We start from the raw sequence: 15,319 nt of genomic DNA, 5'->3' as shown, positions 1-15,319 counted from the left end.
CTTAAAGCTTTCCGGCGTCCTTCAGGGCTTCTTCGATAATCGCTTCCACCAGGGTTTCGTAATCCATGCCCAGATAGCGGGCCTGTTCGGGCACAAGGCTCAAAGGCGTCATCCCCGGCTGGGTGTTGATTTCGAGCAGGAAGAGGCCATCAACGCCCTTCTCATCATCCCAGCGGAAATCGCTGCGGCTGGTGCCCTTGCAGCCCAGGATCTGATGCGCGCGCAGCGCCAGTTCCTTGCACTTTTCCGCGATTTCATCGGGGATCTGCGCGGGACAGACATGCTCGGTCAACCCATCGGTATATTTGGCGTCGAAATCATAGAAACCGGTCTTGGGCTTCAGCTCGGTCACGCACAGCGCCCGATTGCCCATCACCGCCGTCGTCAGCTCCAGCCCGCGAATGAAAGGCTCGGCCATCAGCTCGTCGAAATGCTGCCACGGCCCTTCCACATCGCGCGCAATCGGATTGCCGTAATTGCCGGTGTCGGTGACGATGGCCACGCCCACGCTCGACCCCTCGGCGGCGGGTTTCAACACATAGGGGCGCGGCAGAGGATCGCCCGCATACAATTCGGCGGCCTTCACAATCCGTCCGCCCGGCATCGGAATGCCATGCGGCACGAGGAACTGCTTGGTCAGCTCCTTATCAATCGCAATCGCCGAAGTCGTCAGCCCCGAATGCGTATAGGTCAGGCCCAGCAGGTCCATCATCCCCTGCACCGTGCCATCCTCGCCCGGCGTACCGTGGAGCGCGTTGAACACCACATCGGGCGCGGCCGCGGACAAAACCTGCGCCACATCGCGGCCCATATCCACCCGCGTCACGCGATGCCCCCGCGCCTCAAGCGCCTTGGCCACACCCTCGCCGCTCATCAGCGAGACCGGGCGTTCGGACGACCAGCCGCCCATCAGGACCGCGACATGAAGTTTGGGGATGCTCACTTTTCGTTACCCACTCGCTTGATTTCCCATTCCAGGCTCACGCCCGACTGTTCCTTGACCCGGCGGCGCACTTCCTCACCCAGCGCCTCGATCTCCGCGCTGGTGGCCTCGCCGGTGTTGATGAGGAAATTGGTGTGCTTTTCCGACACCTGCGCCCCACCCAGCGTCAGCCCTCGGCAACCGGCCTTGTCGACCAATTCCCATGCCCGCGCGCCGTCCGGGTTCTTGAAGGTGCTGCCCCCGGTCTTGCTGCGCAGAGGCTGGCTGGCCTCACGCGATGCGCTGATCCGGTCCATCTCGGTCTGAATGGCCTGCGCCTCGCCCGGCACACCGCGAAACCGCGCCGCCACCACGATGCAGCCATCGACCAGATCGGAATGGCGATAGGTGTAGCCCAGCTCGCTCAAAGGCAGGGTCGCGATCTCCCCGCTGCGGATCACCACGTCGCAATCGACAAGGATATCCTTGACCTCGCGCCCATAGGCCCCGCCGTTCATGCGGACAAAACCGCCCACCGTGCCGGGGATCGAGCGCAGAAATTCAAGGCCGGCAATCCCGCAATCGCGCGCGGTGCTGGACACCAGAATGCCGCTGGCCCCGCCGCCGCATTCCAGCGTCAAAGGCTCAACCTCTGCTACCCGCGCAAAGGCCTTGCCCAGCCGGATCACCACACCCGGTACCCCGCCATCGCGCACGATCAGGTTCGACCCCAGCCCCAGCGCCATCACCGGCACAGGCGGCGGCAATTGCGCAAGGAAAGCGCAGAGATCAGCGGTATCCTTGGGCTCAAACAGCCATTCCGCGCATCCGCCGCTTTTAAACCACACCAAAGGGGCCAGCGGCGCATTGGCCGTCAGCTTGCCGGAAACCTTGATCTGGCCGACCTCCGGAAACATCAACCCGCCTTTGCCTTAGCAATCGCATCGGCAAGGCCCGCCGCCCATTTGGTGATGTCGCCCGCGCCCAGGCACACGACCATATCGCCCGGCTGCACCTGCGCGGCCAGCGCCTGCGCCAAAGCCTCGGCCCCGGCGATCAGATGCGCGCTGCGATGCCCGCGATCCTTGATCCCCGCGACCAGCGCGGCTGAATCCACGCCCTCAATCGGCGCCTCGCCCGCCGGATAGACGGGCGCGGCATAGACGATATCGGCATCGTTAAACGCGGCGGCGAAATCATCCATATGGTCGCGCAGGCGCGTGAAGCGATGCGGCTGGACCACGGCGATCACGCGGTTCTGCACGCCTTCACGCGCGGCCGCCAGTACGGCGCGGATTTCGACCGGATGGTGGCCGTAATCGTCGATGATCGTGGTGCCATCGACCTCGCCCACCTTGGTAAAGCGCCGCTTGACCCCGCCGAATTTGGCGAAACCGGTGCGGATGATCTCCTCCGACACGCCCATTTCCACCGCGACCGCCACAGCGGCCAGCGCGTTCTGGACATTGTGGCGCCCCGGCATCGGCAATTCGATGCCCTCGATCCGGCGGAAGCTGCCGTCACGCTGGCGCAGCACGGCGGTAAAGCGGTTGCCGCCCGGATAGGGGGTCACCGCCTCGCCGCGCACATCGGCCTGGGCGGAAAAGCCATAGGTGATGACCCGGCGGTCGCGCACCTTGGGGATGATCGCCTGCACCACCGGATGGTCGATGCACAGCACAGCCGCACCGTAAAAAGGCACGTTTTCAATAAATTCGACAAAGCTGCTCTTCACCTTGTCGAACGAGCCGTAATGGTCGAGATGCTCCGGGTCGATGTTGGTGACGACCGCAATCGTGCCGTCCAGACGCAGGAACGAACCGTCGCTCTCGTCAGCCTCGACCACCATCCAGTCGCTCGCGCCCAGACGCGCGTTCGAGCCATAGGAATTGATGATCCCGCCGTTGATGACCGTGGGGTCCACCCCGCCCGCATCCAGCAGCGCGGCCACCATCGAGGTGGTCGTCGTCTTGCCATGCGTGCCCGCAATCGCCACGGTGCTTTTCAACCGCATCAGTTCGGCCAGCATTTCGGCCCGGCGCACCACCGGAATGCGCGCCTCAAGGGCAGCCACCACTTCCGGATTCTCGCGCTTGACCGCCGTGGAGGTCACGACCACCGCCGCATCGCCGACATTCTCTGCCGCGTGGCCGATCATCACCTTGATGCCGCGCTTGCGCAATCCTTCGACCACATAGCTTTCGGCAATGTCGCTGCCCTGCACGCTATAGCCCAGATTGGCCATCACCTCGGCAATGCCCGACATGCCGATGCCGCCGATGCCGACAAAGTGAATCGTACCAATATCTGTCGCTACACCCTTCACGCAATCTGCTCCTTGAAACCCGTTTCGGCCGCGTGCCCCACGCGGATCACATCCATCAAGGGGGCCTGCCCAAATCCTTCGACCAGATCGGCCAGATCGGTCGCGGCATGCGGCCGCCCGCAATTCCACGCCGCATGGGCGGCATTGGCCAGCGCCTCGGGGCTTTTGGCAATCGCCTGAATTTGCTTGGCCAGTTCGACGGCGGTGAATTTGTCCTGCCGGATCGAACGCGCGCCGCCCGCGGCCACCATCTCGCGCGTGTTGGCGGCCTGATGGTCATCGGTGGCAATGGGCAGCGGGATCAGGATCGCGGGGCGCCCCACCGCCGTCAGTTCGGCAATCGTGCTGGCCCCGGCGCGCCCGATAAACAGATGCGCATCGGCCAGACGCTCGGCCATATTCTCAAAATAGGTCGCAAGGTCGGCGGGAATATCATGCCCGCGATAGCGCTCGCGCACCGCGTCAATATCCTCCGGGCGGCATTGCTGGATCACCTGAAGCCGCGTGCGCAGCGCCGTCGGCAGCATCGCCAGACCATCGGGCACCACCTCGGACAGCACCCGCGCGCCCTGCGACCCGCCCGTCACCAGCACGCGCAGCAAGCCATCCTCACCAAACGCCGGGAAAGGCTGATCGCGCAGCTCCAGCACTTCCTCACGCACCGGATTGCCCACCAGCGCCACCTTGTCGGCATATTTGGCGTCCAGCCGGTCCACTTCAGGGCAAGCCGTGGCAATCGCCTGAACCCTTCCGCTAAGGAAGCGATTGACCCGCCCCAGCACGGCATTCTGTTCATGGATCACCGCCGGAATGCCCGCCGACGTGGCCGCCAGCAGCGCGGGCAGCGCCGGATAGCCGCCAAAGCCGATCACGCAGGCGGGCGCAAAGCTGTCAAACAGGCGCAGCGCCATCGCCCGCCCGGCCCAGATCGCGCGCAGGCCCTTGATCCAGGCGATCGGGTTCTTGCCCTGCAACCGCCCGGCGGGCAGGACATGGGCGGTCAGATAATCGGGCTTGCCGGGGATCGCCGCCCCGCGCTCATCCGTAATCAGCGCCACATGATGGCCGCGCGCGTGCAATTCGGCCGCCAGCGCAAAGGCCGGGATCAGATGCCCCCCGGTCCCCCCGGCGGCCAGCACATAGTGACGCGAAACTCTCGGTTCGTTCTGATGGGTCATTTGAACAGGCTCAGGATCGCAGGATGCCCTTTGGGAGCAAAGGGATCGCGTTTCAGATAGGGGTTGCGCCGCGTGATGGCCAGCAGGAACCCGACATTGAGGCACAGCGCCAGCGTCGAGGACCCGCCATAGGAGATCAGCGGCAGGGTCATCCCCTTGGACGGGAAAAGCTGCAGATTGACGAGGATGTTGATGAAAGCCTGCCCGCCCAATTGCGCAACCAGCCCGCTGGCCGCCAGCACGGTGAACAGATCCTCTTCATCCCACAGCCGCAGCAGCACCCGCGCCACCACCGCGAAATAGAGCACCACCACCAGCGCGCACATCAACAGCCCGAATTCCTCGCCGATGACCGAGAAGATATAGTCGGTATGCGCCTCGGGCAGGCCCAGCTTCCTGGTGCCCAGCCACAATCCGCTGCCCGTCCATCCGCCCGCCACCAGTGTGTGGCGCGCCAGATCCACCTGGTCAAAGGCCGTGCCGCCGCCAAGGAAAGCATCAATACGGTGGCGCCCGTTTTCATAAAAGGCATAGGTCGCCCCGATCAGCGCCACGCCGCCGCCGATCACCCCCATCACCCAGCGCACCGGCAGGCCCGCAATCAGCATCATCACAAACCACACCGCCGCAAACAGCACCGCCGAGCCGAAGTCAGGCTGCATCATCAGCAGCGCCCCCACCAGCCCCATGATGCCGGTACAGATCAGCATCACCGGCATACGCGGATCGCGCAGTTTCCAGGAGATCACCCAGGCCAGCGTGATGGCAAAGGCAGGTTTGAGGAATTCGGAAGGCTGCAAGGAAATGCCCAGATTGAGCCAGCGTTTCGCGCCATTGACCGTCGTGCCCACAATCGGCACCAGCATCAGCGCGACCATCATCGCCACGCCCAGCACGATGCCGCAGCGCCGCGCCATATCACGGTTCATCCGCGAGGCGCCCAGCATCGCCACCAGACCCAGCGCCTGCCAGCGGATATGCTGAACAAAAAAGTGCAGATCATCCAGCTTGACCTTGGCCGTCGAAAGGCGCCGCGCGCTGGCAGGACTTGCCGCCGCCACCGCCAGCGTGCCCAGCGCCATCAGCGCCAGCACCAGAACCAGCAGCACCCGGTCGATCTCGCGCCACCACACGATCCAGTCGGTGCGCCGCGTCTTGCGCTGCTTGGCGCCCCCGCGCGCGCCCGGTACATAGCGGGCCGGGTCCTCATGCGGCAGGCTGGCCATCACCCATCTCCACCTTCCGGTGCGGTCAGCACCTCGACAATCTGGCGAAAAGCCTCGCCGCGCGCTTCGTAATCGCGAAACTGGTCGAAACTGGCGCAGGCGGGCGAAAGCAGGACGATATCGCCCGGCGCCGCCGCCTCACGCGCCAGACGGATCGCCTCGCACATCATCTCGGCGCGCGCGACCGGCATATAGGGATCGAGGATCTCGGAAAAACGCTGGCCCGCATCGCCGATCGTATAGGCCGCGGCAATATTGCCGAACCATGGCGCGCATTCGTCCAGATCATCGCCCTTGGGCAATCCGCCGCAGATCCAGTGGATGCGCTTGTGCCCGTCGACCGGCGGAAAGGCCGCCAGCGCGGGCGCGGTCGAGGCCGGGTTGGTGGCCTTGGAATCGTTGATGAAGGTGACGCCGCCCGCCTGCCCCACCCGCTCCATGCGGTGCGGCAGGCCGACAAAGCTCTTCAGCCCTGCCTCGATGGTGGCATCATCCACCCCCAGCGCTCGCGCGGCGGCCACAGCGGCCTGCGCATTGGCCCGGTTGTGCGGGCCCTGCAAGGACGGCCAATCGGCCTGCGAACCGGGCAGATCCACCCCGTCGATGAACTGGAAAGGCTGGCCCTCGGGTGCGAAACGCAGGATGTCATCCTCCATCTCGGCGGCATAATCGATGATCGCCAGATGGCCCATCGCCTGCATCCCGAACAGGCGCGCCTTGGACGCGACATAGCCGGCATAGCCCTCGTCATAACGGTCCAGATGATCGGGCGAGAGGTTGAGGCACATGGCCACCTCGCAATCGAGGCTCTGCGTCAGGTCGATCTGATAGGAGGAGAGTTCCAGCACATAGACCCCGCCAGAAGGCAGCGGTTCCTGCCCCAGAATCGGCAGGCCGATATTGCCCCCCATCAGCACCGGCACGCCCGCCACTTCAAACAGATGCCGCGTGAGGGCCGTGGTGGTCGATTTGCCGTTGGTGCCGGTAATGCCCACCACCTTGTGCGGGGGCAGCCATGCGCGGCATTGCGCAAACAGTTCGATGTCGCAGATGAGCGGCGCCCCGCCCGCGCGCGCGGCATCCGCGATCGGATGGCGGTTGATCGGCACGCCGGGCGAAACGACCACGCCGTCATAGCCCTTGAGATCGGCCGCGACCGGATCGGCAAAGCTCAGCCGCCCATCCTCCACCGCTTGGGCATGGGCGGCGGCGGCGGCGGCGCGCGGCTCCTCCTTGGCGTCCCATGCCATCACAGCGGCCCCGCCCGCCAGCAGCGAGGCCAAAGCCGCCTGCCCGCTGCGCGCCAGACCCAGCAAGGCATAGCGCTTGCCCGCAAAGGCCCCGGTCGAGGCGGGCGCGGTAATCATCGCACCTTCAGCGTCGAAAGGCCGATCAGCGCCAGCACGATCGACACGATCCAGAAGCGGATCACCACGGTGGGCTCGGCCCAGCCCTTTTGTTCAAAGTGATGGTGGATCGGCGCCATGCGAAACACGCGGCGCCCCGTGCGCTTGTACCAGAACACCTGCACGATCACCGACACCGCCTCCAGCACGAAGAGCCCGCCCACGATGCCCAGCACGATCTCATGATGGCTCGCCACGGCAATCGCGCCCAAGGCCCCGCCCAGCGCCAGCGAACCGGTATCGCCCATGAACACAGCGGCGGGCGGCGCGTTGAACCACAGGAAAGCCAGACCGCCGCCCATGATCGCGGCACAGAAAATCGCCAGATCGCCCGCGCGCGGCACATGGGGAATGCCCAGATATCCGGCGTAGTCGACGCGACCCACCAGATAGGCGATGATGGCAAACGTGCCCGCCGCAATGATGACCGGCATGGTGGCCAGCCCGTCCAGCCCGTCGGTCAGGTTGACCGCATTGCCCGCGCCCACGATGACAAAGGCGGAAAACAGGAAATAGATCGGCCCCAGCGGCACATAGACCTTGCTGAAGAAGGGCAGATAGAGATCGGTCTTGCCGATATGGGCGACCATGATCCAGCTGGCCACGCCCGCCACCAGGAATTCGCCGATCAGGCGCGCCTTGCTCGACACGCCCGCGGTCGAACGCTTCTTGACCTTGTCATAGTCGTCAAGAAACCCGATCAGGCCAAAGCCCGCCGTCACCGCGATGCACGCCCAGACCAGCGGATTCGACAGATCCATCCACAGGAACACCGAGCCCATCAGCGCGATCAGGATCATCAACCCGCCCATCGTGGGCGTGCCGCGCTTGGCCAGATGGGTCTTGGGGCCGTCCTCGCGGATCGGCTGCCCCTTGCCCTGCTTCATGCGCAGCATGTCGATAAAACGCGGCCCGATCACCAGACCGATCAGCAGCGCCGTTGCCAAAGCCGCGCCCGCGCGAAAGGTCTGATAGCGGATCAGGTTGGCCAGACCCGGAAAATGAAACCATTGGGCAAGCAGATAGAGCATGGCGACCCGTCAATTCGTGGTGTGGCAGAGCGTGGCGACCAGCGACCCCAGCCCCACCGAGTTAGATCCCTTTACAAGCACCGCATCGCCCTGTGCCAACCCAAAGTCGGCCAGAGCCTTGGCGGCCTCTTGCGCGTTGCTGCAATGGGCGAAGGGGATGGGCTTGCCAAGCGCGCCGGGGCCGGATTTCCCCAGTTCCTGCGCCAAAGCGCCCATTTCATCGCCCACCAGCACCGCATAATCGACTTTGGCCGCCGCAATCGGTTCGGCCAGCGCGGCATGAAGCGCCGGGCCGAAATCGCCCAGTTCCTTCATCGCGCCCAGCACCGCGATGCGCCGCTTGGCCGGTTCTTCCGCCAGGACCGAGAGAGAGGCGCGCATCGAGGCCGGATTGGCGTTGTAGCTTTCGTCGATCAGCAGCGCCTTGCCGCCATCGGCCAGTTCGATCCCGCTGCGCATGCCGCGTCCGGCCAGCCCCTGCATCTCGGCCAGCGCAAGGCCTGTCGCGCCCAGATCGCCGCCCACCGCGCGCACCGCCGCCACCACGGCCAGCGAGTTCATCACCCAATGGTCGCCCGGCATCGAAACCGAATAGCACAGCCGCGAATCGCCCAGATCCACCGTCACCAGCGTACCGCCCAACATGCCCGACAAGGCGTCGAGCAGGCGGATATCGGCATGGGCCGCCCGGCCATAGGACATCACCTGCGCTCCGCAGGCAATGGCCGCCGCGCGCAGGCGTTCGTAATGGGGAATATCGGCAGGGATGATGGCGATCCCGCCCTCATGGCCTTCAAAACCCTGCAGCCCCTCAAAAATCTCGGCCTTGGCGTCGGCAATCGCCTCCTCGCTGCCCAGATTTTCGATATGGGCGGGCGCAATGGTCGTAATTACCGCCACATGCGGGCGGGCCAGAGCGGTCAGTTCGCGGATCTCGCCCGCATGGTTCATGCCCATTTCGAAAATGCCGTAGAGCGTGCGCTGCGGCATCCGCGTCATGCTCAGGGGTACGCCGACATGGTTGTTGTAGCTTTTGACGCTGCGATGGGCGCGGCCATGGCTGGAACGCTCCAGCGCGGCAAAGATCGCCTCCTTCACGCTGGTCTTGCCCACCGATCCGGTCACGCCGATCACGCGCGCCTCGGGCAAAATCCGCTCACGCGCCGCCCGCGCCAGAGCCTGAAGCGCGGCAAAGCTGTCCTTGACCAGCACATGAGGCCGGTCAATCGGCTGCTCCACCACGGCCGCCACCGCGCCCAGTTCGAAAGCCTTGTCGAGGAACTTGTGGCCATCCATCGCCTCGCCGCGCATGGCAAAGAACAGGCCGCCCTCCACGATCTCACGCGAATCGGTGGCGACATTGGAAATCTGCGCCTCGCCAAAGACCTGCCCGCCCGTGGCCGCGGCCACTTCGGCCAGAGTCCAGAGCGCCAAAGGCTGTCCGTCCTCCGCCGTCACCGGCCATTCCCGAAGTTTCGCTTTTGCCGCCATCACACTTTCTCCCCGGCCGCTTCACGCGCCACGGTCACATCATCAAAAGGCAGGACACGCGCATCAGACCCACGCCCGATGATCTGTCCCTGCTCATGCCCTTTGCCCGCGATGAGCAGGATGTCATCCCTTTTCGCCTGCGCTGTCCCCTGAAAAATCGCCTCGCGCCGGTCGCCGATCTCGATCAGCCGGTCCGGCGCCCCCGCGATCACCGCCGCGCGGATGGCCGCCGGGTCCTCGCCGCGCGGGTTGTCGTCGGTGACGATGGCGATGTCGGCCTGCGCTCCGGCAATGGCGCCCATCGGCGCGCGCTTGCCCGCATCACGGTCGCCGCCTGCGCCAAACACCACGATCAGCCGCCCCTTTGTATGCGGGCGCAGCGCGGCAATCGCGGCCTCCAGCGCATCGGGCGTATGGGCATAATCGACATAGGCCGGCGCGCCCGCCGCATTGATCGCCGCGCGCTCCAGCCGCCCACGCACCGGGGCCAGACGGCCCAAGGCGTCAAACACCTGCGCGGGGTTCAACCCGCCGGCGAGCGCCAGTCCGGCCGCCACCAAAGCATTGGCCGCCTGATAGGCGCCGATCAGCGGCAGGTTGATCCGCCGCTCGACGCCCTCATGGCTCACCGTCAACACCTGCCCCAAAGGCCCCGGTTCGCGGCGGATCAGGCGGATCGTCTCGCCGCCCTCGCCCACGGTGATGAGGCGCAGTCCGCGCGCGCGCGCATGCTCGATGGCACGCGCGCTCCACGCATCATCGGCCCAGACCACCGCCGATCCGCCATCGACCACCACCTCGTCGAACAGGCGCATCTTGGCGGCGAAATAATCCTCCATCGTCGCATGATAATCGAGATGGTCACGGCTCAGGTTGGTAAAGGCCCCCGCCGTCACACGCGGCCCCTCGCTGCGATATTGCGACAGACCGTGGCTCGACGCCTCATAGGCGACATGGCTGACGCCCTCACGCGCAAGGCCTGCCAGATTGGCCAGAAAGGTCACGATGTCGGGCGTGGTCAGGCCGGTATAGGTCGTCTCATCCGCCGTGGTGATGCCCAAAGTGCCGATGCTGGCCGCGCTGTGTCCGGCCATGCGCCAGATCTGGCGCAGCATCTCGACCGTGCTGGTCTTGCCGTTGGTGCCGGTCACGGCCACCAGCGTTTCGGGCAAGGGCGCATAGAAAGGCGCAGCCAGACGCGCAAAGGCCCGGCGCGGATTGTCATCCACCAGCGCCACCGCGCCCGCCGCTTCTATCGCCGCGCGCGCCTCGGGCCGGGCCACAATGGCCACCGCGCCAGCCTTGACCGCCTGCGCGATAAAATCCTCGCCATTGACCGTGGCGCCCACGAAGGCGCCGAACACATTGCCCGGCGCGACCTTGCGATTATCAATGGCAAATCCGGTGACGTCCACGTCACCGGCACCAACGCCAAAGCCGGTGACTTCCACGTCACCGGCTTCCACCTTGTCCCCGCCTTGGATCAGGTCGGCTAGCCTCATTCGCCGTCTCCATTGGCAATCAGCGGGGCGATGTCGCTGATATCAATGTCGCGCGTGGCGTCCGGCATCACCCCCAGCAAGGGGCCGATGCGCGGGATCACCCGGCCCACGATGGGCGCGGCGTTCCATGCGGCGGTGCGCTGGAAACTGGTGGCGGCATTGGCCTTGGGCTGGTCCAGCGTGGCGATCACGACATAGCGCGGGCGGTCCATTGGAAAGGCCGAGGCAAAGGTGGCCACCACGCGGTCGTGGTGATAGCCCTGCGCGTCGGCCACTTCGGCGGTGCCGGTCTTGCCGCCCACGCGGTATCCCACGGCATTCGCGCTGCGCCCGGTGCCCACATCCACGATCGAGCGCAGCAATTGCCGCATCCGCGCGCTGGTCGAGGCCTGCCACACGCGGCGACCGGCGGGGGCCTGCCCCGGCGCGATCTTCTGCAAGGTGGCCGGGCGCCAGATCCCGCCATTGACCATGGCCGAATAGGCGCTGGCCAGATGCAGCGGGGTGATCGAGAAACCATGGCCATAGGAAGCCGTGACCGTAGTCACGCGCGACCACACGCCGTTCTTGTCGCCCCGCGGCCAGATCGGGCGTCCGCGCGCGGGCAGCTCGATATAGGGCCGCTCGTTAAAGCCCAGCGCTTTCAGCGTGGTCTGCATCTTCTGGGCGCCCAACTGGTCGCCCACCTGCGCCAGCACGATGTTGCTTGAATGGATCAGCGCCTCGATGATGTTCAGGCTGGCGCCGTAATTCTCGTGGTCATGCACGGTGATCCCGGCGATTTCCAGCGGATGGTCCGATGGATAGCGGCGGGCAAGATTGGTGATGATCCCCGCATCAATCGCGCTGGCCACGGTGATCGGCTTCATCACGCTGCCCAGCTCATAGGTCTGGTTGGTCGCGCGGTTGAAGATATTGGCCTGCTTGCTGGGATCGCTGTCGGAAATATCCTGTGGGCGCAGGGCGTTGGGGTTGAAGCTGGGCAGCGAGGCCAGCGCCATCACTTCGCCCGTGTCCACATCCATCACGATGCCCGCCGCGCCCTTGGCCTGCGCGCGGGTCATGCCCCACATCAATTCATCCTCCAGCGCGCCCTGAACCCGCGCATCGATGGAGAGCACAGCGGGCGCGCCGCGCGTGGCCGGATCGGTCAGCTGCTTTTGGAACACCGCCTCCATGCCGACCTGGCCCATTCCCTTGCTGTCGACATAGCCCAGGATATGGGCCGCCATCGTGCCCTGCGGATAATAGCGCTCGGCCTCACGCGGGAATTCCAGCGCCGGTTCGCCCAGCGCATGGATGCGGTTGGCATCCTCGGGCAGGATGCGGCGGCGCAGATAGCCCGCCTTGCCCGAAGCGAGGCGCCGGGTCAGTTCCTCGACATCCTCATCAGGAAAGATCTTGACCAGCGCGGCGGCCAGATCGGCGGGCGAGCGCACCAGCGGCGAGCCCTCGCCCATCGCACGGGGGTTGAACCAGAGCGCATAGGCCGGAAAGGCGCGCGCCAGCGGCACGCCGTTGCGATCAAGAATATCGCCGCGGTCGGGCAGGCCCGCCATCCCCTCACCCCCCGGACGGCCGGGATCGGACAGGCCCAGATGCGCAATGCGCAGCAGCGCCAGCAGCAGCAGCATGGCAAAACCCACCAGCACCCAGAGCGCGCGAAACCGCGCCTGCGCCAGCGCAAGGGCCCGCACATTCTTGAGAACACGGGCCTTTTCCGCGCCCTGCCCTTGCAAAATGACGCCCTTATCCACCATTCCCGCCGCCAGAGTGTTCATTCGCGATGCCCCGTATTCTGACCCGTCCGCCCGGAAAAGCGAGCCAGATGCTCGGAGATATCCTCGGATTTCTTTGCCTTCTTCGCCGCCGGCTCGGGCTTGGCGCCCATGCCCAGCACAGCAAAGGGCGAAGAGGGCTTGGCCTCCACCGCCATCATCGTGCGCACCGAGGCATTCACCGCATCGGCCGAGGCCACGCGGATCGGATCGGGCGCATCGGGCGAACGCGGCTTGCCAAGGGCGGCGAGCTGCCGCTCGCTCTCCAGATATTGCCCGACCGTGGGCGCGCTATAGCCAAAGTCCACATCGTTGAAGGCTTTGAGCTGCTGCTGGCTGGCGCGGGTCTCGAACTCGGTTTCGAGGAACAGCTTTTCCTGCTTCAACTGCGCGATCTGTCGCTCGGCCAGGCGCACCTGGCTTTTCACCGCATTGACGCGGAACGTCAGCGCCAGCGTCAAGGCCAGACAAATCACCAGGGACATGCCCCAGCCGATCGTGTGCATGCGATCACGGGTCAGATTCACGGGCGCCTCCGGGAGCCAGCAGGACGAGCGGGAACATCGGTGCGCGTGGCAAAGCGCAAAGTGGCCGAGCGCGCACGGGGGTTACGGTTCAATTCCACCTCGCCCGCGCGGATCGCTTTGGAAATATGGCTGTAGACGGCCGGAGCCGCGCTTGCGGCGACCGGCATATAGCGCGATGTGGCGCTGGCCACGCCGCTGGCATCCTTGAAGAACTGCTTGACGATGCGGTCCTCAAGGCTGTGAAAGCTGACGATGGCCAGACGCCCGCCGGGGCTGAGCAGGCTCTCGGCGGTGGCCAGCAAAGCCTCCAGCTCGCCCAGCTCGTCGTTCACATGGATGCGGATCGCCTGAAAGCTGCGCGTGGCCGGATCTTTGGGCGCCCCCGGCTTATAGCCCAGCGCGCGGCGCACGACATTGGCCAGTTGCCCGGTGGTTTCCAGCGGGCGCGCGGCGACGATGGCGCGGGCGATCCGGCGCGACTGGCGCTCCTCGGCGTAATTATAGAGGACGTTGGCGATCTCTTCCTCCGCCGCCTCGTTGCAGAAATCGGCCGCGCTCGGCCCCTCCTGCGACATGCGCATGTCGAGCGGACCATCGCTGGAAAAGGCAAAGCCGCGGCCCTGCTGATCGAGCTGCATCGAGGACACGCCGATGTCGGCCACCAGACCGTCAATCGCGCTCACGCCCGCCTGCGCCAGCGCATCGCCCACCTCGGAAAAGCGGCGTGGATGCAGGATCAGGCGGTCATAGCCCGCACCCCATTCGCGCGCAGCGGCAATCGCATCGGGGTCGCGGTCAAACGCATGGACCGTGGCCCCCGCCGCCAGCAGCGCGCGCGTATAGCCGCCCGCGCCCAGCGTGGCATCGACGATGACCTTACCGGGCGCCGGATCGAGCGCGCCGATGACCTCGTCGAGCAACACCGGAATATGCGGGGCGTCATGCGGGATTGCGGCCAAAAGGCTGGTGGGGTGGCTCATTTGCGCGCCCTCCCGCCCGCTGCGGCCAGATAGCTCTCGCAGCTTGCCTTGGGCCCGATCCATTCATCGCCCGCCATCGCCATCAGCACCTCGGGCGACCACAGCGTGAAATAGTCCATCGTGCCGTGGATATAGAGCCCGTCCGTGATCGTGGCCTGCGCCCGCATATGCGCGGGCAGGATGAAGCGGCCCGAATTGTCGAAAGCCACGCGCGTCAGATTACCAAAGACCAACGCATCGCGCGCCCGGGTAGAGGGACGACCGGCGGCCACATCGGCGGCGTGTTTCACACGGATTTCCTCGGCAAGCTGATTTTTGTACGACGTGCCGCAGGCGAACAGGCAGGGCCATTCCTCATGTTTGGCCACCAGCATCTCGTTGATGTTGTCGCTGGCCTCGGCCACGATCTTGCGGATGTCGGCGGGCAGGACGAAGCGCTCCTTGTCGCCCTTCGGCGAGAAGCCCTGCCCCATATAAATGACCGGGAAACCAGTCACCCCACCCACTACCTTTGCGAAGAAAGCCCCACACCGACAGGCAAAGCTTCGCCGCTTGCCGCAGCACCATGGCCACGCCAAACCCCCGCAAAAGGACGGCTGAAACTCTACCCGATGATCATGTTCTATCGCGGAGTTTGCGGGCGGGAAAGGGACTTTACGGGAAAATCTGCCACTTTGTGGAAAAGAATGAAAATATCCTTATTTTTCAGATTTTTGATTAAATGCCGCCAAGGCCCATTTATTACCAAAACATTACCATACCCTCTATGAATCGAGGTCAATTCCGTAATTTCCCGGATGCGATCGGGGCCGTGAAAACACCTTTCCCGCCGATTCCCGCCTATCGGGATTCGCAAATCCGCCACGATTCCCGCTGCTTTGACCGATTGCTGCGCCGGAGCGCCGCCCCGGTGGCATAAATTCCCGCGCGGGGCAGGTTTTCCCACCCGTCG

The 15,319-nt window shown here is 65.2% G+C and carries 13 protein-coding genes; all 13 read right to left on the bottom strand.

All coding sequences use genetic code 11. From position 1 onward, the window contains the following. Window position 1 precedes the first annotated feature (1 nt). From FHW92_RS05475 to FHW92_RS26020, 13 genes are read right to left on the bottom strand one after another with little or no spacing between them, the layout of a single operon-like run. Window positions 2-943: a D-alanine--D-alanine ligase gene (locus FHW92_RS05475; RefSeq protein WP_168602262.1), complete on the bottom strand. Its 942-nt coding sequence runs from the start codon at window positions 941-943 to the stop codon at window positions 2-4. After that, complete coding sequence (gene murB, locus FHW92_RS05470) at window positions 940-1,839, bottom strand: UDP-N-acetylmuramate dehydrogenase (RefSeq protein ID WP_168602261.1); 900 nt, start codon at window positions 1,837-1,839, stop codon at window positions 940-942. The genes FHW92_RS05475 and murB overlap by 4 nt, the downstream gene beginning before the upstream one ends. Next, a complete protein-coding gene (murC, locus tag FHW92_RS05465; RefSeq protein WP_168602260.1) occupies window positions 1,839-3,248 on the bottom strand; it encodes a UDP-N-acetylmuramate--L-alanine ligase in 1,410 nt (469 codons plus the stop codon). The genes murB and murC overlap by 1 nt, the downstream gene beginning before the upstream one ends. After that, entirely contained in the window at window positions 3,245-4,426 is a 1,182-nt protein-coding gene (murG, locus tag FHW92_RS05460) for an undecaprenyldiphospho-muramoylpentapeptide beta-N-acetylglucosaminyltransferase (protein ID WP_168602259.1), read from the bottom strand. The genes murC and murG overlap by 4 nt, the downstream gene beginning before the upstream one ends. Beyond that, complete coding sequence (locus tag FHW92_RS05455) at window positions 4,423-5,652, bottom strand: putative peptidoglycan glycosyltransferase FtsW (protein WP_168602258.1); 1,230 nt, start codon at window positions 5,650-5,652, stop codon at window positions 4,423-4,425. Before FHW92_RS05455 ends, murG begins: the two co-directional genes overlap by 4 nt. Next, the gene (murD, locus tag FHW92_RS05450; RefSeq protein ID WP_168602257.1) at window positions 5,652-7,019 is read right to left on the bottom strand and encodes a UDP-N-acetylmuramoyl-L-alanine--D-glutamate ligase; all 1,368 of its coding nucleotides are present in this window, start codon (window positions 7,017-7,019) and stop codon (window positions 5,652-5,654) included. Before murD ends, FHW92_RS05455 begins: the two co-directional genes overlap by 1 nt. Next, the gene (gene mraY, locus FHW92_RS05445; RefSeq protein ID WP_168602256.1) at window positions 7,016-8,089 is read right to left on the bottom strand and encodes a phospho-N-acetylmuramoyl-pentapeptide-transferase; all 1,074 of its coding nucleotides are present in this window, start codon (window positions 8,087-8,089) and stop codon (window positions 7,016-7,018) included. Before mraY ends, murD begins: the two co-directional genes overlap by 4 nt. Before the next feature lie 9 nt (window positions 8,090-8,098). Then, window positions 8,099-9,580 carry a UDP-N-acetylmuramoyl-tripeptide--D-alanyl-D-alanine ligase gene (murF, locus tag FHW92_RS05440; protein WP_168602255.1) on the bottom strand — a complete coding sequence of 494 codons (1,482 nt, stop codon included), beginning with the start codon at window positions 9,578-9,580 and terminating at the stop codon, window positions 8,099-8,101. Beyond that, window positions 9,580-11,082: a UDP-N-acetylmuramoyl-L-alanyl-D-glutamate--2,6-diaminopimelate ligase gene (locus tag FHW92_RS05435; protein WP_168602254.1), complete on the bottom strand. Its 1,503-nt coding sequence runs from the start codon at window positions 11,080-11,082 to the stop codon at window positions 9,580-9,582. The genes murF and FHW92_RS05435 overlap by 1 nt, the downstream gene beginning before the upstream one ends. Continuing rightward, window positions 11,079-12,842: a penicillin-binding protein 2 gene (locus tag FHW92_RS05430; protein ID WP_168602853.1), complete on the bottom strand. Its 1,764-nt coding sequence runs from the start codon at window positions 12,840-12,842 to the stop codon at window positions 11,079-11,081. The genes FHW92_RS05435 and FHW92_RS05430 overlap by 4 nt, the downstream gene beginning before the upstream one ends. A 17-nt stretch (window positions 12,843-12,859) precedes the next feature. Continuing rightward, entirely contained in the window at window positions 12,860-13,387 is a 528-nt protein-coding gene (locus FHW92_RS05425; RefSeq protein ID WP_168602253.1) for a hypothetical protein, read from the bottom strand. Next, on the bottom strand, window positions 13,384-14,367 hold the full coding sequence (gene rsmH, locus FHW92_RS05420) for a 16S rRNA (cytosine(1402)-N(4))-methyltransferase RsmH (protein ID WP_168602252.1): 984 nt from the start codon (window positions 14,365-14,367) through the stop codon (window positions 13,384-13,386). Before rsmH ends, FHW92_RS05425 begins: the two co-directional genes overlap by 4 nt. Beyond that, on the bottom strand, window positions 14,364-14,873 hold the full coding sequence (locus tag FHW92_RS26020; RefSeq protein WP_168602251.1) for a division/cell wall cluster transcriptional repressor MraZ: 510 nt from the start codon (window positions 14,871-14,873) through the stop codon (window positions 14,364-14,366). The genes rsmH and FHW92_RS26020 overlap by 4 nt, the downstream gene beginning before the upstream one ends. Between the last annotated feature and the right edge of the window lie 446 nt (window positions 14,874-15,319).

The organism is Novosphingobium sp. SG707, assembly GCF_012275515.1.
Lineage (GTDB): Bacteria > Pseudomonadota > Alphaproteobacteria > Sphingomonadales > Sphingomonadaceae > Novosphingobium.
The sequence above is the reverse complement of the archived record's forward strand: the minus strand, read 5'-3'. Positions and strand labels throughout refer to the sequence as shown.